A 19,600-nucleotide genomic window follows, 5' to 3' on the forward strand; every position below is an offset into this window, starting at 1 on the left:
GATTGAAACCCCAGCCCACCTTTTGTAACCGACGACCGACTACATCGGCTCGATCGGAGCCGCCGCCGGATCAAGGAAGACCTTCTGTCCCCCTTTCATATCGTACGATCCCTTTCCTCCCTTGCCCCAATCGCACTGCCGATCGGGATAGGTAAACTCGCTCCACGGCTCCGGCGTCACAAGTCCCTTCGACTGCCAGATCACTTCGAATTGCCCATTGGCCAAAATCCGGCCGATATAGACCGGTTTCGCCGTGTGATGATTTCGTTTGTCGGCCACGATCTTCCCGGCCGCCGTCGGGATCTCGATCCCCGGGAAAGCTTTCAAGACCGCATCGACCTCGGTGCTCCCCGCTTTTTCCACCGCCGCCTTCCAGAGGAAAAGGCCGTTGTATCCCCAGAACATCGGATCATCGACCACCCGTTTGTCGCCGCCTGGAAGATTGTTCTTCTTGGCGTACTCTTTGAACCGCTTGATTAGATCTTTGTTCTCCGGCGTGTTGACCGTCTGGAAGTAGTTCCAGGCGGCGAGATGGCCGACGAGCGGTTTCGTGTCGAGACCGCGCAGCTCATCTTCCGCCACGCTGAACGACATTACCGGACAGTTCTCCGCCTTGACCCCGGTGTTCGCCAGCTCTTTGAACAGCGGCACGTTGGAGTCGCCGTTGACGGTGTTGATCACCGCCGCCTTGCCGCCGGCGCAGAACTGTTTGATCTTGGCGACGATCGTTTGATAATCCTGGTGATGGAACGGGGTGTACTCTTCCGCGATGTCCTTCTCGGCGATCCCTTTCTTTAGGAGCATCGCGCGGAGGATCTTGTTTGTGGTCCGAGGATAGACATAGTCGGTGCCGAGAAGATAAAATTTCTTCTTTTCTCCCCCCTCCTTGCTCAGGAAGTACTCGACCGCCGGAACGGCCTGTTGGTTGACCGCGGCGCCGGTGTAGACGATGTTTCGGGAGCACTCTTCCCCTTCATATTGGACCGGATAGAAAAGCAACCCGTTGTTCTTCTCGACGACCGGCAGGACCGATTTTCGGCTCACCGACGTCCAACAGCCGAAGATCACCGGGACTTTGTCTTGAACCAGAAGCTTCTTTGCCTTCTCGGCGAAGAGGTCCCAGTTGGAAGCGGGGTCTTCGACGACCGGCTCGATCTTCCGGCCGAGCACCCCCCCCTTGGCGTTGATTTCGTCAATTCCCATCATCATGATGTCTTTGATCGACTGCTCGCTGATCGCCATCGTTCCGCTCAGCGAGTGAAGGATGCCGACCTTGATCGGACTTTTGTCTTCACCGGCCGCGTCGGCGACCTTCCGGGCGGCGAACGTCCCGGCCGACCCGATTAGGGCCAGGGCCAGAAGCCAGACCGCCGGCCTGAGATACTTTTGTTTCCCAGACCTCGATTCACCTTTCTTTCTTTCATTCAACATTGCTTCCCCTCCCGTTATGCAGGTTATGTGTGGCCGATTTGGCCGATTTACAATTTAATAGACGCCTGGACCGGCCTGCTTCGTCGCTCTAGTACCTCCGGATCGGGGGGAGAGCTCTTCCCAGGACTTCCCCCCGAAATATATTCCAGAGGATAAAAAAAAATCGTGAAGGGTCGGGGTATCGTGCGCGAGAGCCCGAACCGCCAGACCCCGGCGGGAAAGAAGTGTTGCTCCCCAAAAGAGATCTCCTCCATCGACCGACCGAAATGCTGCAAGAAGCGGCAGCCGTTTCTCTTCCGGGCAGACGATATAAAGGGTGCCGAGGTGACTGAACCCCTCCATCACCCCGATCTCCTCCAGCGGACGCTCGGACGGGACGAGCTGAAAGTGCTCTTGAACCAGAATCCCCTCCCGGTCGGTGATCCGCAGCTGATTTTCATAAAAGCGGTACTCAAACGATTCTCCCCGGCCGAGCCGCCCCGGACCGAGCAGGTCGGCATAGAAGAGGAGGGTCCCCTCTTCCAACCGGATCTCGGTCTCCTGACGAAAAGCCGCCCCGGCATAAGGAAGCACCGGCTCCGCCCAATATTCGAGAACGGCCTCTGGACCGACGGAGAGGGTCGTCCGCTGCATTGCCTGGCCGGACGGCATGGTGTGAACGCGGGTCGCCGCCGGCGTCAGCACGACAGCATGGACCCCCTTCTCCAGCTGGAGCGAGATCTCGAGATGATCTCCCTCCAGCACCCCCGCCGTGGTGTTCAGAAGATAGAGATGGGCCGGCCCCTCCTCCCCTTCCGGGTAAAACGGCCGGATCATCCGAAGCGGGGCTTTTTGCCGAAGGACCCCGATTCCCGTCCGCTCCCCGTCGCGCTTCAAGGTGATCTCTAATAACCCTTGCATCGCTTCCCTTCTCGATTTGTTTAGAGCTGAAACTGAAGACCGAGTCTAAACCCGTCGACATCCGGGGCACCGGTGACGCTCTTATCCTTGTCTTTGAAGTAATCGAAGGAGATCCGGGCGTTGTGCCCGTTGATGATATAGCTCAGCTCCGCATCGACCCGGTTGTGATCGCCGGTGACCGGCCCTTCGTTTTTGAACTTTTGGTAACGGACCAATGGTTGAAATTGGCCTTGGAATGCCCCGGCCCCGACTTTCATCGGAAGAAGATAGCTGACCAACGCCAGATATCCCTTTCCTTCCGTCGCCACGCCATCATTATCATAATGATAGTAGGCCGCTTCAAAGGTTGGGACCCCGATCGCCCCCAGGTTCCGCTCTGCAAGGAAGTCGACGTTCCACCCGGTAAAATCCCCGGGAGTCGCCGCGGTTCCGACCGCATTCTTTTGGGTCATTCCGACCAAACCAAGGGCGAGAACATTCATGGCGCCATAATAGGTGCTGCTGTTGTAGTAGCCCGGCTCCGGATCCCACAGGTTCAGCGTCAGCCGACCTGCATAGAGAAGGTCATCCTTTTGATTGGGACCACCGGGGACCGCGCCTTCTCCTTGAAATGCGCCGAACTGATATTTGAAAAATCCCTTGCCGACCATTCCCCAGATCGCGGCGCCGTCATCCCGTCCCGCAAAGATCGCCGGATATCCTAACGCAACGAGGGGATAGTCCCAGGAGTTGAGGTAGAAGGGGCCGCTTAAATTCGACCGGTCGCTCGGGGGGAGAAAACGGCCGACCCAGACATTAAAATAGTCGTTAAACCCGAACTTCACGACCGCATCCAGGATACGAATGCTCTCGGTGGCGGTCGTCGGCCCTGTCTGCTCGGTTTCGGTATTCAATTCAAAAGTGATTAATTCATGGAGCTGCCCACTCATATAGATACGGGCATCGTTGAGGGTAAAATCTTTCGACCGACTCTTCCCATCGGGAGCCGCATCTTCGACCATATTAAAGCTGGTCCGCAACCCGACCCCGATGCTGATCGAATGCGAATCGTCGATTTTGATGGTTCCCCCCGCGTGGGCGACCGACCGACCGATGATCATCAACAAGAAAAAGGTGCCTACCACTCCCGAGAGAAGTTGCCCAAGCCGGCTTCGGATCATTTCGATTTTCCCTCCATTCCGTTGAAGTTATTGTTATAGAATCTCGCTTTAGAAAATAAAAAAGGTGCATCACCCGAATGGGATGAGGCACCTTGCCTTCGCAGAAGATTACTCCTTCGTAATCGACCGCTCGTTTTAGGTAGGTTGCAATTGCTATACCTATCTGGGAGTAGACGGGCCGACCGATCCAGAAAACAACTGATTCCCTTTAAACGCGCCGCTTCCCTTTGCTGATGAATGTTTCAAGTTATTCACGAATCTTTCCATAAAAAACCGATCGGAGGGTTAAAAATGGATCAAAGACGACTGTTTTGTCGTTAATAAGACAATTGCGTCGGGCATTGTTTCCCGTTCTTGTAACCTCAATTACCAACGCGTGTCCGATCGGCACCGGTGGTCGCCGGTATCTCCAGCATTCAGATCAACGCGGGTTCTCCTTGACCCTCTGCCGCCGCTGTGTTATGGTGCTTCCATTTTGACTTCCTTTTTCAAATATGTTATCCAGAAGTGAAAACCGATGCCTTCGCAGGCTTTTTTAGAAATCGAGGGGCTGACGAAGACCTTCGACGGTCTCAAGGCGCTCGAAGGGATCGCCCTCTCGGTCGAGGCGGGGAAGGTCACCAGCCTCATCGGGCCAAACGGCGCGGGGAAGACGACTTTTTTTAACTGCGTCACCGGATTGATCTCGCCGACCTCGGGCACCATCCTCTTTCGGGGGACGCCGATCACCTCTCTCAAGCCCCACGAGATTACCCGCCTCGGCGTGGCGAGAACGTTCCAGAACATCCGTCTCTTCTCGGAGATGACGGTGTTGGAGAATGTCATGATCGGGCGGTATCTACGAAGCGCCCCTCCCCTCTTCGGAACCTTTTTGGGAGCGCTTCTGCAGAGCCGCCTTTTTCGGGAAAAGGAGCGGCGGCTCCGGGAGGAGGGACGCCGTTTTCTTGATTTCGTCGGCCTGGCCGATCGGCATCGGCTGACGGCCCGCCATCTCGCATACGGGGATCAACGGCGCCTGGAGATTGCTCGCGCGCTCGCCTCAGAGCCAAGCCTGCTCCTGCTCGATGAGCCGGCCGCCGGGATGAATCCGCGCGAAACCGAGGCGCTGATGGCGCTCATCCGACAGATCCGCGATCAGGGGATGACCCTCTTCTTGATCGAGCACAACATGAAGCTGGTCATGAAGATCTCCGACCGGATTTTCGTATTGGACCACGGCGTAAAGATCGCTGAAGGGACCGCGACGGAAATTCAAGGGAATCCAAAAGTGATTGAGGCCTATCTGGGGAAAACGGGAGCATAGATTGCGGAATTCGGAGTTCGAATTTTTTACATCGTTTCACTCCGCAATCCGCCATCCGAATTCCGCAATTGTTAGAGCATGCTCTCAATAGAAGACCTGCATGCGTCGTATGGCCCCGTATCGATCTTAAAGGGGATTTCCCTCCAGGTCGAGGCGGGCGAGGTGGTCGCCTTAATTGGGGCGAACGGCGCCGGCAAGACAACCACGCTGATGGCGATTTCCGGACTGGTCCCAAATCGGTCGGGCCGCATTACCTTTTGCGGGGAGGAGGTCTCAGCACTTCCCCCCCACCGGATCGTCGAAAGGGGGATCTGCCAGGTGCCGGAGGGACGGCGGATCTTTCCGAGGCTGTCGATTCAGGAAAATTTGGAGATGGGCGCCTATCTCCAGGTCGATCCAAATATTGTGGCGGAAGACCTGCGGCAGGTCTTCGCGCTTTTTCCCGTTTTGAAAGAGCGCCGGTTTCAACGGGGGGGGACCCTCAGCGGCGGGGAGCAGCAGATGCTGGCCATCGGCCGGGCGCTGATGTCCCGGCCGAAACTGCTTCTTCTCGATGAGCCTTCGCTTGGCCTTTCCCCCTTGATGGCGGAGAAAATTTTTGAGATGATTAAGGAGATCCGCCGGCAGGGAAAAACCATCCTTCTGGTTGAGCAGAACGCACATGCGGCTTTAAAGCTGGCCGACCGCGGCTATGTCATGGAAACCGGCCAGATCGTCCTCACAGATCAGGCATTGCATCTCCTGGAGAACCCCCGGGTCCAATCGGCCTACTTGGGCGGCGGGCCTTCTCACTAAAAAGCGAAATGTCCAACACTCTGAGCGGATATCCTGAGGTCAATGATGAAAAGAACGCCTCTTTATGAGACGCATGTAAAATTAGGGGCCAAGATCGTCCCGTTCGCCGGCTGGCAGATGCCCCTCTCTTACACCGGCGTAACCGATGAGCATCGGGCGGTCCGCTCGGCGGCCGGCCTTTTTGATATCAGCCATATGGGACGATTCGAGCTCTCCGGAAAGGGGGCGGAAGCCTATTTGGAGCAGACCACCCCCGGTCCCATTCATAAGATGCAGCGGGGAAGCGCTCAATATTCAATGTTGCTCAATGAGCGGGGGGGGATTTTAGACGATATCTACCTCTATAAACGGGGGACCGACCGCTTTTACGTCATCGTGAATGCGGCGAATATGGATAAAGATTTTAAGTGGATGACCAAACATCTCCCGCCCGGCCTCACCCTTCAGAACGTCAGCAGCGAAACCGCCATGTTGGCGCTGCAGGGGCCGAAGTCATGGGAAGCGCTGGTTCAAATCATCCCGTTCGGTAAGAGCGAGATCGCACTGCGCAATTTCATCGAGACCGAGTTGGTTCCGGCCCGGGGCGCCAAGGCGCTGATCGCTCGAACCGGCTATACCGGCGAGAAGGGATATGAGCTGGTCGTTCCGGCAGAAGTCGCTGAAACGGTCTGGAACGCGCTTCTGGAGGCGGGAAAGCCGGAGCGAATCCAGCCGGCCGGATTGGGTTCACGGGATACCTTGCGCCTGGAAATGGGCTATCCCCTCTATGGGCACGACATGAATGATGAGACGACCCCGATTGAAGCCGACCTGGAACGGTTTATCGATTTTGAAAAAGAGTTCCTCGGGAAAGAGGCGCTCGTCGCACAGCGGAAAAAAGGGCCTCAGAAAAAACTGATCGGCTTTGAGCTGCTGACCGGTGGGGTTCCGCGGGAAGGTCACATGATCTATTCAGACCAGAAAGAGATCGGCAAAGTCTCCTCCGGCAACTTCTCCCCCTCCCTGCGAAAAGGGATCGGCATGGGCTATGTCGATCCGCGTTATGGAGATGAGGGGAGCGAAGTGTTGATCGACATCCGGGGGAACGCCGCACCGGCAACGATTGTCAAACGGCCTTTTTATAAAAAGAAGAAATAAGCGTCGCGGCTGACTGAAACAGAGCGCGACTGCATCGTCCGTTATTTCCGCGAAAGCGGGAATCCAGAAGTCACTCGGCTGAAAAACACTGGATGCCCGATAGCGCATTTCGGGAATGACGAAATAAATAAATGGAGGCTTCATGGAATATATTCCGAAAACGGCGGCAGAAGAGACGGCAATGCTGCAGGAGATCGGCGTCACCTCGTTTGATCAGCTCTTGGAGATTCCCCAGCGGTTGCGGTTAAACCGCCCCCTGAATCTTCCCCCACCGCTCTCTCAGATGGAGCTGCGGCGGGAGATGGTCGAAATCAGCCGTAAGAACTTAGAGACCGGAACCACCCTCTCTTTTCTCGGCGGAGGAAGTTATGACCACTTCATCCCGAGCACCGTCGGCCATGTTCTCTCGAAATCGGAATTCTACACCTCTTACACCCCTTATCAGGCGGAGATGAGCCAAGGGCTGCTGCAGACGATTTATGAATATCAGACGATGATCTGCCAGCTGACCGGGATGGAGGTCTCCAACGCCTCCGTTTACGACGGCGCCTCTGCGCTGGCGGAGGGGGCGTTGATGGCGATGCGGGTCACGAAGCGGGGGAAGGTTGTGATCGCCCGGTCGGTTCACCCCCACTACCGCCAGGTGGTGAAGACCTATCTCTCCGGGCTCGCTTCGGCCCAGTTGAAAGAGGTTCCCTTCGAGGCCGGGACGACGGAGCTGAACCGTCTCGCCGAGAGGGTGGACGATCAAACCGCCGCGGTGTTGATTCAACATCCGAACTTCTTCGGCCAGTTGGAGGAGGTGGAGGAGATCGAGCGGCTGGCACACGCGCACGGAGCGCTTTTGGTCATGTCGGTCGATCCCATCTCGCTCGGCCTCTTGAAAACCCCCGGCGAATACAAGGCCGACATCGCCGTCGGGGAAGGTCAGCCGCTCGGAAATGCCATCGGCTACGGCGGCCCTTATGTCGGCTTTTTCACGACCCGGCGCGACTTCATCCGCCAGATGCCGGGGCGGGTTGTCGGGGCGACCACCGATGCGCAGGGAAGGCCCGGTTTCTGCCTGACCCTCCAGACGCGCGAGCAGCATATCCGGCGCGAGCGGGCGACCTCCAACATCTGCACCAATCAGGCGCTCAACGCATTGGCGGCTTCGGTCTACCTCGCCACGGTCGGCAAGGAAGGCCTCCGGGAGGTGGCGATGCTCTCCCTCGCGCACGCACATGCGGCGCAGGAGAAGATTGCGGCCCTCCCCGGCTTTGTCACCCCGTTCACCGCCCCTTTCTTCAAAGAGTTTGTCGTTCGCCTTCCGGCGCCGGCCTCGCGGGTCCTCAATAAGGCCCGCCGCGCCGGCGTGTTGGCCGGCATCGATCTCGGCGCATACTATCGGGAACTCAAAAATCACCTCTTGATCTGCGTCACGGAGAAGCAGACCATCGCGGAGATTGACCGTCTGATCGCAACCCTCCGAACCTTTGAGACCGGTCCATCGACAGAGGGATAATCATTCGCATGCACGCCGGAACAGGCAAGGCGTTCATGCAGGTCGGCATGCCCAGCATGCCCAGAGAGAGCAGGTAGGATCGATATGTTGGAGAGAGCCGCTTCACCTTCGGAACACCAGGCGTTTATCGCCTCTCAGGTCACTCAGATCACCGAGGAGCAGATCGTTCGTCACCTCGAAGCACTGGTCGGAGTTCGGCATCCGGTCACCGCGCCGGAAGCGCTTCGGGCGAGTGGGCTCTATCTCTCGGAACAGATGAAATCGTTCGGCCTCGATCTGCTGGAAGAGGAGATCGAGGGAGAGCGAAACGAGCGCTTCGTCAATCTGATCGGTCGGATGAGCGACGGCCGTGTCGACAAAAAGATCTTGGTTATCGGGGCGCACTACGACACCACTTCCGAATCGCCCGGCGCCGACGACAATGCGAGCGGCCTCGCCGCCTTGTTGGAGGTCGCCCGGCTCCTCGCCCCCCTTCGGGGAAAGATGACGGTGCAGTTCGTCGCCTTCTCATTGGAAGAGGAAGGCTTTCTCGGGAGCGATCACTACGCCCGGCAGGTCCGGAGAAACAAGGTGCCGCTCTGGGGAGCGATTATTCTCGAATGCGTCGGCTACACCGATGGGCGCGTCGGATCACAAACGGTCCCCCCCGGCCTTCCGATGAAATTGCCCGATCGGGGCGACTTCATCGGTCTCGTCGGGAACGCCCCGGCGGAGCCGATTCAAAAAGCGTTCGAAGTGGCCGTATCGACTTACTGTCCGGAGCTCCCCTGTATCAGTTTTCTCGTTCCCGGCAAGGGCGAGGCGATTCCCGACACACGGCGCTCCGACCATGTGCCGTTCTGGGATCGCGGCTACCGCGCGGTGATGCTGACCGACACCGCCGATTTTCGGAATCCGCATTATCACAAAAAGAGCGATCAATTAAAGACACTCGACATCCCCTTCATCACCCGGGTGGCGCGGTCGCTCGCGGCGACCGCCATCGAGCTGGCGGAGTTGAAGCAGGTATCGGAATGACGCGGGAAATCTACCGAGGGAAAATCGTCCACCTCTTCATCGAATCGGCCACCCTTCCGAACGGAAAGACCTTCGAGCTGGAGGTGGTTCGCCATCCGGGGGCCGCTGCGGTGGTTCCGCTCCTAGCAAACGGCAAGGTCGTCCTGATTTACCAATACCGTCACGCGGCCGGAGGTTATATCTATGAGGTCCCGGCGGGGAAGCTCGACAAGGGAGAAGCCCCGGAGGCGTGCGCGGCACGAGAGGTCGAGGAAGAGATCGGTTACCGGGTCGGCGCGCTGGAGAAGCTGACGACGATCTTCACCGCCCCGGGCTTTTGCGATGAGCAGATCCATCTTTTTCTCGCAACAGGGTTAACCCCTTCCGCCCAAGATCTGGGGGAAGATGAGGTTTTGCAAATTATCGAAATGCCTTTTGCGGAAGCGATGCAGAAGATTGAAGACCAGACGATCCGCGATGCGAAAAGCATCGTCGCCTTGGAGCTGGCTTACGGCCGCGCGAAAAAGCAGGGCTGGATTTAAAAGAACCACTTAGCGTTAGAAAATAGGAGGAAAAAGGGTGCCGGAGAAATTGATCTTTGAAAAGAGCGTGCCGGGACGGCGGGGTGCGACCTTCCCAACCGAAACGCTTCAGCATTTTTCGATCGACCAGGTCTTGCCGAAGAAATACCAACGCCAGATCCCGCTGCCGCTGCCGGAGGTGAGCGAGAACGAGCTGATGCGCCACTACACCCGTCTCTCTCACGAGAATTACGGCGTCGACACCGGCTTTTATCCGCTCGGCTCCTGCACGATGAAGTACAATCCAAAGATCAACGAGGATGTCGCCCGGCTCCCCGGCTTTGCGCAGATCCACCCGCTTCAGCCGGTCGAGACGGTTCAGGGCGCGCTGCAGCTGATGTATGAGCTGGAGCAGATGCTCGCCGAGATTGCCGGCATGGCCCGGGTCTCGCTCCAGCCGGTCGCCGGCGCACAGGGAGAGCTGATCGGAATGCTGACCACCCGCGCCTACCACCAAAAACAGGGACGGCAGCGATCGAAGGTGATCATCCCCGACTCGGCGCATGGGACCAATCCTGCCAGCGCGGCGCTCGCCGGCTACACGATCCAAACCGTTCACTCCAACGCCGACGGGCTGATCGATGTCGATGACCTGGCCAAAATGGTCGACCAGGAGACCGCCGCCTTCATGTTGACCAACCCAAACACGCTCGGCCTCTTCGAGCGGGAGATCGACAAGATCGTTGAGATCGTCCATGCCGCCGGGGCGTTGATGTACCTCGACGGCGCCAACCTCAATGCCCTTCTCGGTCTCACCCGGCCGGGCGACATGGGGTTCGACATCGTCCACTTCAACCTCCATAAAACCTTCTCCACCCCGCACGGCGGGGGGGGGCCGGGGGCCGGGCCGGTCGGCGTGGCGGAGGCGCTCATTCCTTTTCTCCCCGCTCCGACGATTGAGAAAAAGGGAGAGCAATATCTTCTCGATGCAAGGCGGCCGGAGTCGGTCGGCCGGATCCATGGCTTCTACGGCAATTTCGGGATTCTGGTCCGGGCCTATACCTACATCCGCCGCTTGGGCGCGCCGGGGCTTTCCGCGATCAGTCGGAACGCCATTCTCAACGCCAATTATCTCAAGAAACAGCTCGAGGGAGATTACCCGATCCCCTTCAACCGCCCCTGCATGCATGAGTTTGTTTTGTCTGCAAAGAAATTCCGGGAGAAGGGGGTGCATGCTTGGGATATCGCAAAGCGGCTGATCGATTACGGCTTTTATCCCCCGACCGTGAATTTCCCCTTGGTCATTGAAGAGGCCCTCATGATCGAGACCCCCGAGTCCGAGCCTCGCGAAAACCTCGATGCCTTTGCCGAGGCGATGAAGGCGATTCGGAAGGAAATCGATCAAGATCCTTCGCGGGTCACCGGGGCGCCCCATACCCGGCCGGTCGGGAGGATGGATGAGGTTCAAGCAGCAAAACGGTTGGATGTCCGGTATCAAAGTAAATAATCTGAGAAGAACCCAGGGAGAAACCAATGCCTTTGGAGCATGATGTTCTGATCGTCGGTGCGGGGCTCGCCGGGATGCGCGCCGCGATTGCGGTTCCGAAACATCTCAATGCCGGGGTCATCTCCAAGGTCCACCCGGTGCGAAGCCATTCGGTGGCAGCCGAGGGGGGGATCAACGCAGCGATTCGGCCGGAGGACTCCTGGGAACAACACATGTACGACTCGGTCAAAGGGAGCGACTGGCTCGGAGATCAAGATGCCATCGAGATCCTCTGCCGAGAAGCCCCCGGCGACATCATGGAGCTGGAGCGGATGGGGGCCCTCTTCTCGCGGGATGAGCAGGGACGGATCGCCCAGCGAAACTTCGGCGGATTGGGCTTCCCGCGCACCTGCTATGTCGCCGACCGGACCGGCCATGCGTTGGTCCACCTTCTTTATGAGCAGCTGGTGAAGCGGGCCGCACACGTCTATGAAGAGTGGTACGTCACCTCGCTCATTGTCGAGGAGGGGGTCTGCCGCGGGGTCATCGCGCTGAATATCTTCAACGGCGAGCTGACGGAGATCCGCGCCAAGGCGGTGGTGCTCGCCACCGGAGGATACGGCCGGGTCTACCTGATCTCGACCAACGGCTTGATCAACACGGGGGATGGTATGTCGCTCGCCTATCACGCCGGCGCCCCGCTGCAAGATATGGAATTCGTCCAATTTCACCCGACGACGCTGAAGGAGACCGGCATTCTGATCACCGAAGGGGCGCGCGGCGAGGGGGGGTTTCTTTTTAACGCCCGCGGCGAGCGGTTTATGGAAAAATATGCGCCGAAGATGATGGAGCTGGCGAGCCGCGATGTCGTCTCCCGGGCCGAATATCAGGAAATCCTGGAGGGCCGCGGCGTCGACGGCTGCGTCCTGCTCGATCTGCGGCATCTCGGCAAAGAAAAGATTATGGAGCGGCTCCCGCAGATCTGGGAGCTCTCGATCACCTATGCCGGGGTCGATCCAATCGAGGCCCCGATCCCGGTGACCCCCGGCGTTCACTACTCGATGGGGGGAATTTTAACGAATGTCCACGGCGAGACGCCGATTCCGGGGCTTTACGCCGCCGGGGAGTGCGCCTGCATTTCCGTGCACGGCGCCAACCGGCTCGGCGGAAATGCCTTAATGGAGACGATCGTTTACGGTCGCCGCACCGGCGCCCGCGCCGCCGAATATGCGGAGAAAACGCCGCTGGCGCCTTCTTCGGATCGGGCCCTTCAGAAGGAGCGGGAGCGGATCGGCGCCCTTCTCTCCCGAAAGGAGGGAGAGCGGGCGGGGTTGCTCCGCGAGGAGATCGGGAAGGTCATGGCCGATCATTTCGGCATTCTCAGAACCCGCGATCGGATGGAAGAGGGGAAGGAGAAACTGGCGGCGATCCGGCCGAGACTGGAGAAGATCGCCCTGCATGACCGTGGAAAGACCTTTAACTTGGAATTGATCGATGCGCTGCAGATTTTCTCGATTATGGATTCAGCGGAGACGATCGCGGCGGGAGCTCTCGTCCGGGAAGAATCACGCGGCGCCCATGCCCGGCCCGACTTCCCAAAACGGGATGACGTCCATTGGCTGAAACATACGCTCGCCTATCGCACCGACGCCGGACCCCGGCTCGATTACCGCCCGGTGACGATCACGCGCGTCCCGCTCGGGGAGCGCAAATACTAAGACAACATTCCTAATATTAGTTTGTCCCACCGGAGACGGTGTGAAGGATCACCCCGTTTGCCCCGACCGCCCACCCTTCTAAACCGTTCGGGGCGAAGTAAAGACCCGTTAGACTCTGGTTCGTCCCGACCGACGATTGCGGCGTCCAGTTCGACCCGCCATTGAGCGTCGAAACGACAACCCCCGCCGCGCCGACCGCCCAACCATGGGTGGCATCGGAGAAATGGACGGCAAAAAGGTTCGATCCGGTGGATGATGCCTGGGAAGCCCAGGTCGCGCCCCCGTCGGTCGTCCGATAAATTCTTCCCGAGCTTCCAACGGCCCAGCCAGTGGAGGCGCTGACGAAATGGACCGCATTCCAGGTATTGCTGGTAGGGTTTGTCTGCGTGCAGCTCCAGGTGACTCCCCCATCGATGGTGCGGGCGGTCCACCCGCTGGTCCCGACCATCCAACCTTTGCTGGCATCGAGGAAGTACACGCCATTCATGGTCACGGTGGCCGGAAGAGGGCTGTTAGGAGGAACACAGGTGGCGGTCGATTGCGCAGACCAGCTCGTTCCGTTGTAATAGTAAACTTGTTTTACCGTCCCGTTCGTGATCTTTCCCACGGCCCAGCCATTCGCAGCATCTGCAAAATAAACTCCCTTGAGATTTCCCGAACCGGCGAGGGTCGCCTGAAGTCCCCACGATCCGCTGCTGTAATGATAGATCTGCCTTGTATCGTTCACGGCCCAGGCGTTGGTTGCCGACACCACCGAGAGACCGGTAAAGTTCCCTGCAACGCCTGACTCCTTCACCCAGTCTGTCCCGCCAGTCGACGTGCTCAAAACGGTCCCGCCGGCGCCGACCGCCCAGCCATTGACTCCATCCAGCGCAAAACCGACCGACGTTAAATTGTTGATTGAAGGTCCCGAGACATTTCCCCAATCGCTCCCATTCGAGCTGGTGAAGGCCATTCCGAAGATTCCGACCGCAACCCCATTCCCACTATTAGAAGCAATTGCCTTAAATACTTTAGGAGAAGGGAGTGTCGCGTCGCCTACATTAAAGGATACTGGAGACCACGTGGATCCATCCCAACGCAGGATGGTCCCTGGTAATGTGGGAGGATTGCCCTCATCCCCTCCTACCGCCCACCCCAGATTCGGACCCGATATAAACAAATCTAAGAGAGGGAATGTGGTGCCGCTGTCAACGAGTTCCGTCGTCCAGGGCTCCACGCCGGTATCCGAGTAGAGATGAAGGATCGATCCATGGCCACTGACTTTATCGGGCGCACCCACCGCCCAACCGTCCAATCGGTTTGGCAGAACGGAGTTCGGGTCTTTTGGGAGGAAGAACACAGAGTAGAGATCCGCCGCGCTTTTCTGATCCTGGGGCGTCATCGTGGACCAGTTATTATCGGTCCATAAAAGCGATTCGTTCGAATTTTTTACAGTGATCCATCCGTGGGTGGCATCGTTCATGAAGATATGGGTGAACTGGCTCGGCTTGCTTCCCGATGCCGCGGTGGCGGTCCATGTTGCGCTGCTGTCTCGATAGAGGACGGTTCCTGCGTTCCCCACCGCCCATCCATGAGAAGCATCGAGAAAGTAGACCGATTGAAGATGTTGGCTCGTTGGACTCGTCGTATCGGCCGTCCATGTTGCGCCGCCGTCCGTACTGTGTAAAATGGTCCCGCTGTCCCCGACCACCCAGCCTTCTAATGCACTGACAAAATAAATCCCGCGAAGGTTGGCCCCCGTTCCGCTCACCACCGGAATCCAATTATTTCCATAATCAGGCGAGTCGGGTGGAGATCGGAAGAGTGTCCCGCCATCTCCGGCCGCCCAGGCGACTCCCAGCTCGGAGAATGTGACATCGTTGATCGGATAGCTCGTCGGTTTCGGGTTCTGGTGCGCCCACGCCATCGGGTTGCTCAGGCCGACTTCAATCGTTTTTGAGGGAACCGGAGAGGCGTTACTGCCGCCGGCGGTCGCCGTCAGGGTAATGGTCGCCGAATGCCCCAGTCCGCAGGTGAGACCGGAGGCATCGGGTGTCACGGTAATGGTCGCCGAGGTGGCGCCCGCCGCCACCGTCCCACTGCTAATATCCAGAGCAAGCCAGCCGCTGGCCTGGCCGGTGTAAGTCACCGCCGCGCTCCAGCCGAGCGGGCTGCCGCCGTTGTTCTGAATCGTAAACGGCTGCGGGTCCGGGCTCACCTTGCAGGCGGTCGCAAAGAACCCGAGAACCGAGGCGCTCGGATTCATCGTCGCCGCCGCCGGGATCGTGACCTCCACGGTGATGCTCTGTGGGGAATTCCCCGCTTCCGTGGAGCTGATGGCGATGGTTCCGGAGGAGACGGCCCCGCAAGGAAGGGTGGAGGTGTCGATATTCGCGACCGTCACCGTTGATCCATCGGTTCCGCTGGTCGGGGCGAACTGAATCCAGGGCTTGCTCGCCGCCCCGCTCCAGTTGAAACTTCCATTTCCATCGCTGGAAATGGTAAAGGACGGCGAACCGCTGGTTGCACTCCCGCCACAGGTCACGGCGGTGAAGGTGACTTTCAATGTACTGGTGATAATCGCCGGCCGAGGGGGAACAACCACGTCGACCGTTACGCTGCTAGGAGAAACCCCCGTATTGTCGGAGCTGATCGTGATCGTTCCGGAAGAGGTCGCCCCACAAGGCAGGGTCGATGTGTCGATATTCTCCAGGGTGACGGTTGCTCCCGCGGCTCCGCTCGTGGGGGCAAAGTGAATCCACGGCGGGTCGGCCGCCGCACTCCAATGAAAGCTGCTTTCAGCGGCGGTGATGATAAAGGACGGCGAGGCACTCGTCGCGACCCCCCCACAGGTCGAAGCGGCAAAGGTTATTTTTGAAGGATCGGTGGTGATGACCGGAAGCGGGGGGATCGTCAGACTGACCGTCACATCGACCGGTGTGTTGCCGGCGCCGGAGGCTTCAATATGGATCGTCTGCGAATAACTCTGCCCGCAAGAAAGGCCGGCGGTATCGACCTGCGCAGCCACGGTGGTCGGAGCGGTCCCGCTGGAGGGGGTGAGAAGCAACCAGGAGGGAACATTGGAGACCGACCAGGTGAGCGTTCCCTCTCCGGCATTGGTGATCTCAAAGGTCTGGCTGGCCGGGTTTGATCCGCAGCTGATGCCGGTGAAGGACAGGCCGGCGGCACCCAGGTGGAGGGAGGGAGGAAGGGGGCTTGGGGAGGCTTGATGGCTGCCCCTACCACATCCGGCCAGTAAAATCATGCAGGCAAAAACAAGAATTCTTCTCATCTTACTGAAAAGTATATCCCAGGAGATCTACCTTGTCAGTGCAGGCGAGGGATGGAGAATAGACGTGTGCGGTGATATCCCTTTTAGAGGTTTCAATCCGAGACTTGAAAGATTTGGTTCAAGGGCTTTAAATCGAAGAAGCGGAAAAGATGGCGGGAGCGAAGGATGCGGCGATCAAGGCTAGGCTTGGTAGTATTGCCCTTCGATATTTCCTCCGCCGACGAATTTGAAAACGGTGTTTCCGATTCGAATGAGATCGCCGTCCTTCAGGGCGGAACCGATGACTTTGATGTCATTCACATAAACCCCGTTCTTGCTGCGGAGGTCCTTCACCATGGTCTGGTTGTTCTTTCGATAAAACTCGGCATGGTTTCGGGAAACAGTTTTTTCATCGAGCGAGATCTGGACCTGATCCCCTCGGCCGACCAGGATCTGCCGCTGATCGAGCATATACTTTTTACCCAGCGGTTTCCCGGAGATCACGACCAGACAAGGAAGGCATTTCCGAGGATCGGTGGCCGGAGAAACATCGGGATGAATCGTATCCTCGTTATCCATCCTTATTTCCTCTTTAATCATCTTACATTCCAGTGAGGGTTTCGGCCGGTTGATCTATCCGCTCCCAGTCAAGTTTATAACAAAACGGCCATTTGTCAAATGGGACTGCCTTTTTAATACCAACTCTGTATTTTCAGAAAAGGGGCGGCGATCCTCTTTTAAATGAATTAAAATCGACGAAAAGCCCTTCTGAGATTTTCCCATTCCTGCATCAGCAGGGGAGCGCGCCAAAGGACCTTCGTCATTTTACACTCCTGATACGTCCTGATTTCCCAGCCGGCCCGGTCGGCCTCAATCACGATGGCGCCGTCCCGGTCGGTTCGATAGATTTGAGCCGATAAGGCTTGGTATGCATCGAGGACATCCAGATGGGGATGATGATAAGAATTGTGGCGTCCGACCGAAAAGAGAGCCACTTGGGGAGAGACCGTCGAGAGAAACGCGGGATTCAGCGCGCTGCGGCTTCCATGATGGGGAACCTTTAAGAAGGTGCTCTTCAGATCGATTCCCTGCTGCAATAGATGCTCCTCCGCACCCTGTTCAATATCCCCGGTGAAGAGAAAAGAGAGCCCGCCGTCGCCCAGATCCGGGCAGGCCAATCGCAAAACGATGGAGCGGTCGTTGAGGTCGCCCTCGGCAAAGAGGTTCTCGGCGGGCGGGTTCAGGAAGTGAAGGAAGCATCCATCGATCGACATCGGCGGGGCATCACCGGTGATGACCTTCGGACGGAGCCCCTTCTGTTCCATTGCGTCGGAAAAAAGGCGATAGAAGGGAAGGTCGCGCGATTCCCCGTTGGTCCAGACCTCACCGACCTGAAAGCTCCGGATCAGGGAGGAGAAGCCGCCGATATGATCCATTTGGGGATGGGTGCCGACGAGATAATCGATCGTTCGAATTCGCCGCTCCCAAAGGTAGGGCGCCACGGCAATCCGCCCGACATCGAACGCCCCTCCGGAACCGCCGTCGACCAGGATTGTTTTCCCGTGCGGAAATTCAATCAACGCCGCATCGCCTTGGCCGACATCGATCATCGTCATCCGGAGCCGCTCCGGAGAAAACCGGAACCACCCTGCGCCTAAAAAAAGGATCAAGAAAAGGGCGACCGTGCAAGCAACCGTCCTTCGCGACACCGTTCGGTGCAGCATGAAGACGAGAATCCCATAAAAGACAATCACCCCCCACAACGGAGGAGAAGCATAATGGAGATCCGAGCCGGGAAGTCGAGCAAAAAGAGCGGTGAGGTGATAGTAGGATGATCCGAGCCACTGGTTCCACCCGGCCAATGGAAAACCTTCTCCAAAAAAGAGAGAACAGACGGCGGCAATGAATCCAAAAGGAACGATCACCCAGCCGGCCACCGGGATCAGGATCATGTTCGCAAAAAGACCGACCCAGCTGAACTGATGAAAATAAAAAAGGGTCAGCGGCGCCGTTCCCAACGTGGCACCGACCGTCGATACAATCATCAGCTGCAGGGGTGAGATCAGATACCGTTGTAAGAAAGACCGCTCCTCTTTCGGAAACGCGGATGGAACTTCGGCCGAAGCGGTCGCCTTCCACCAGTGGAACGTCGACGTGATGGCGAGGACCGAAAGAAAAGAAAGCTGAAACGACAGATCGAAAATCGCCTGCGGATGAGAGAGAACGATCAAAAGGGCCGCGAGCGAAAGGCTGACCCTCACATCGCTGCGCTTTCCAATCCAGATCGAAAAGAGATAGACGCCGATCATGATCAAGGAACGAAGCGTCGCAACCTCCGCGCCGGCCAAGAATGCATAAAAGGCGACCGGCCCGGCGGTGATCAACGCCGCCCATTGGGAGGGAATTTTCCAGAGCGACAGACGAAGGAGAATCGGCTCTGGAAGGCGAAGGATCAACCATCGGGTCAATCCAAAGATCAGCAAAGAGACCAAGGCGAGGTGCGAACCGGAGATGGAGAGAAGATGGGTTGTGCCGGAGGCGGAGAAGGCCTCCCGGATCGGATCGGTGAGGTAGCCGGTCTCGCCGATAATCAGGGCCAACAACAGCGCGGCCGCTTCGCCCTCCATCGACGCAAGGACCTTGCGGCGGATCTCTTCGCGGCCCCGGTAAAGCCGGCGGAGGAGCGGGTTTCCTCCCTCCCCGATCTTCCGAACGTGGTCGAGGCGTGACAGGCTGGCGATGCCGCTCCAGCCTTCCCGTTCCCGGTAGTCGGCATACTGAAACGCCCCCGGGGTCTCAAACTGTTGGGGCCGGCGAAGCCGGGTCTCCAATTCGAGCCGGTCGCCATATTCAAAAGGGACCTCGGGCAAGTAGACAATCACCCGGAAGATCCCTTGAAGGGGTCGTTCACTCCATTGTGATTGTGAGGACGCGCCGTCCGGGGGGGCGGGAAGGGGTGTCTCCGCACCGACCGTCGACGCCCGGATTGCAAGCGCCCTCATCTGAAAAGAAACCTGCTCCGGCGAATGCTGCGGCGGACCGTCGATTTGCGCGACGATTCGGATCTCGCCCCGGTCAAGATAGGGCGCGAGATCTCCTTCGGAATAGGGGGTGGAGACGATCTGGTAGACGAGCAACCCCAGGAGGCCGAAGAGAAAGGCCGGGAGAGAGATGAGCGCTTCTCGCCTGAAAGATCGCTCTAAAATCAGAAATAAAAAAAGAGCCGAGGCGACGGTCAGGGGAAAGTAGGAGAAGCGCTCTCCGAGGGCGAGGCCGCAGATAAAGGCGACGGTGATCGTAACCAGGGGCGGGGAACCCAACGATCACACTCCTTCTCGGCGGCAGTCAATTTGATTGAGTGCGTCCCGGAGAGCGGGATGAGAGAAACGCGAACCG

Annotated in this window: 14 protein-coding genes; 8 read left to right on the top strand and 6 right to left on the bottom strand. The window is 58.1% G+C overall.

Translation table 11 applies throughout. The features are described 5' to 3' along the window. Positions 1 to 39 precede the first annotated feature (39 nt). The 3 genes from urtA to HY282_09095 are packed head-to-tail and all read right to left on the bottom strand — an operon-like array spanning position 40 to position 3,491. On the bottom strand, positions 40 to 1,431 hold the full coding sequence (gene urtA, locus HY282_09085; protein ID MBI3803901.1) for an urea ABC transporter substrate-binding protein: 1,392 nt from the start codon (positions 1,429 to 1,431) through the stop codon (positions 40 to 42). 54 nt (positions 1,432 to 1,485) lie between these two features. Then, entirely contained in the window at positions 1,486 to 2,331 is an 846-nt protein-coding gene (locus HY282_09090) for an urease accessory protein UreD (protein ID MBI3803902.1), read from the bottom strand. 20 nt (positions 2,332 to 2,351) lie between these two features. Further along, the gene (locus tag HY282_09095; GenBank protein MBI3803903.1) at positions 2,352 to 3,491 is read right to left on the bottom strand and encodes a hypothetical protein; all 1,140 of its coding nucleotides are present in this window, start codon (positions 3,489 to 3,491) and stop codon (positions 2,352 to 2,354) included. Between the two features lie 517 nt (positions 3,492 to 4,008). Here HY282_09095 and HY282_09100 point away from each other — a divergent pair. From HY282_09100 to HY282_09135, 8 genes are all read left to right on the top strand, one after another. Next, positions 4,009 to 4,794, top strand: coding sequence for an ABC transporter ATP-binding protein (locus HY282_09100; protein ID MBI3803904.1), 786 nt, complete (start codon positions 4,009 to 4,011; stop codon positions 4,792 to 4,794). 78 nt (positions 4,795 to 4,872) lie between these two features. Beyond that, positions 4,873 to 5,589, top strand: a complete 717-nt coding sequence (locus HY282_09105; protein MBI3803905.1) for an ABC transporter ATP-binding protein — start codon at positions 4,873 to 4,875, stop codon at positions 5,587 to 5,589. Between the two features lie 42 nt (positions 5,590 to 5,631). Further along, positions 5,632 to 6,726 (top strand): glycine cleavage system aminomethyltransferase GcvT, encoded by a 1,095-nt coding sequence (gene gcvT, locus HY282_09110; protein MBI3803906.1) that lies wholly within the window; start codon positions 5,632 to 5,634, stop codon positions 6,724 to 6,726. Between the two features lie 142 nt (positions 6,727 to 6,868). After that, complete coding sequence (gene gcvPA / locus HY282_09115) at positions 6,869 to 8,230, top strand: aminomethyl-transferring glycine dehydrogenase subunit GcvPA (protein ID MBI3803907.1); 1,362 nt, start codon at positions 6,869 to 6,871, stop codon at positions 8,228 to 8,230. 84 nt (positions 8,231 to 8,314) lie between these two features. Then, positions 8,315 to 9,247, top strand: a complete 933-nt coding sequence (locus HY282_09120) for a M28 family peptidase (protein MBI3803908.1) — start codon at positions 8,315 to 8,317, stop codon at positions 9,245 to 9,247. Next, positions 9,244 to 9,768, top strand: a complete 525-nt coding sequence (locus tag HY282_09125) for an NUDIX hydrolase (GenBank protein MBI3803909.1) — start codon at positions 9,244 to 9,246, stop codon at positions 9,766 to 9,768. Before HY282_09120 ends, HY282_09125 begins: the two co-directional genes overlap by 4 nt. Before the next feature lie 37 nt (positions 9,769 to 9,805). Further along, complete coding sequence (gene gcvPB / locus HY282_09130) at positions 9,806 to 11,254, top strand: aminomethyl-transferring glycine dehydrogenase subunit GcvPB (GenBank protein ID MBI3803910.1); 1,449 nt, start codon at positions 9,806 to 9,808, stop codon at positions 11,252 to 11,254. A gap of 26 nt (positions 11,255 to 11,280) precedes the next feature. Continuing rightward, positions 11,281 to 12,951 (top strand): FAD-binding protein, encoded by a 1,671-nt coding sequence (locus HY282_09135; protein ID MBI3803911.1) that lies wholly within the window; start codon positions 11,281 to 11,283, stop codon positions 12,949 to 12,951. Positions 12,952 to 12,967: 16 nt separating this feature from the next. On the opposite strand, the gene HY282_09140 is transcribed toward HY282_09135, so the two are convergent. The 3 genes from HY282_09140 to HY282_09150 all read right to left on the bottom strand — a co-directional run bounded on the left by HY282_09140 (position 12,968) and on the right by HY282_09150 (position 19,524). Next, entirely contained in the window at positions 12,968 to 16,225 is a 3,258-nt protein-coding gene (locus HY282_09140; GenBank protein ID MBI3803912.1) for a hypothetical protein, read from the bottom strand. Positions 16,226 to 16,405: 180 nt separating this feature from the next. Continuing rightward, on the bottom strand, positions 16,406 to 16,783 hold the full coding sequence (locus tag HY282_09145; GenBank protein MBI3803913.1) for an FHA domain-containing protein: 378 nt from the start codon (positions 16,781 to 16,783) through the stop codon (positions 16,406 to 16,408). Positions 16,784 to 16,950: 167 nt separating this feature from the next. After that, positions 16,951 to 19,524: a DNA internalization-related competence protein ComEC/Rec2 gene (locus HY282_09150; GenBank protein ID MBI3803914.1), complete on the bottom strand. Its 2,574-nt coding sequence runs from the start codon at positions 19,522 to 19,524 to the stop codon at positions 16,951 to 16,953. Positions 19,525 to 19,600 lie beyond the last annotated feature (76 nt).

Source organism: Candidatus Manganitrophaceae bacterium (genome assembly GCA_016200325.1).
Taxonomy (GTDB): domain Bacteria; phylum Nitrospirota; class Nitrospiria; order SBBL01; family Manganitrophaceae; genus Manganitrophus.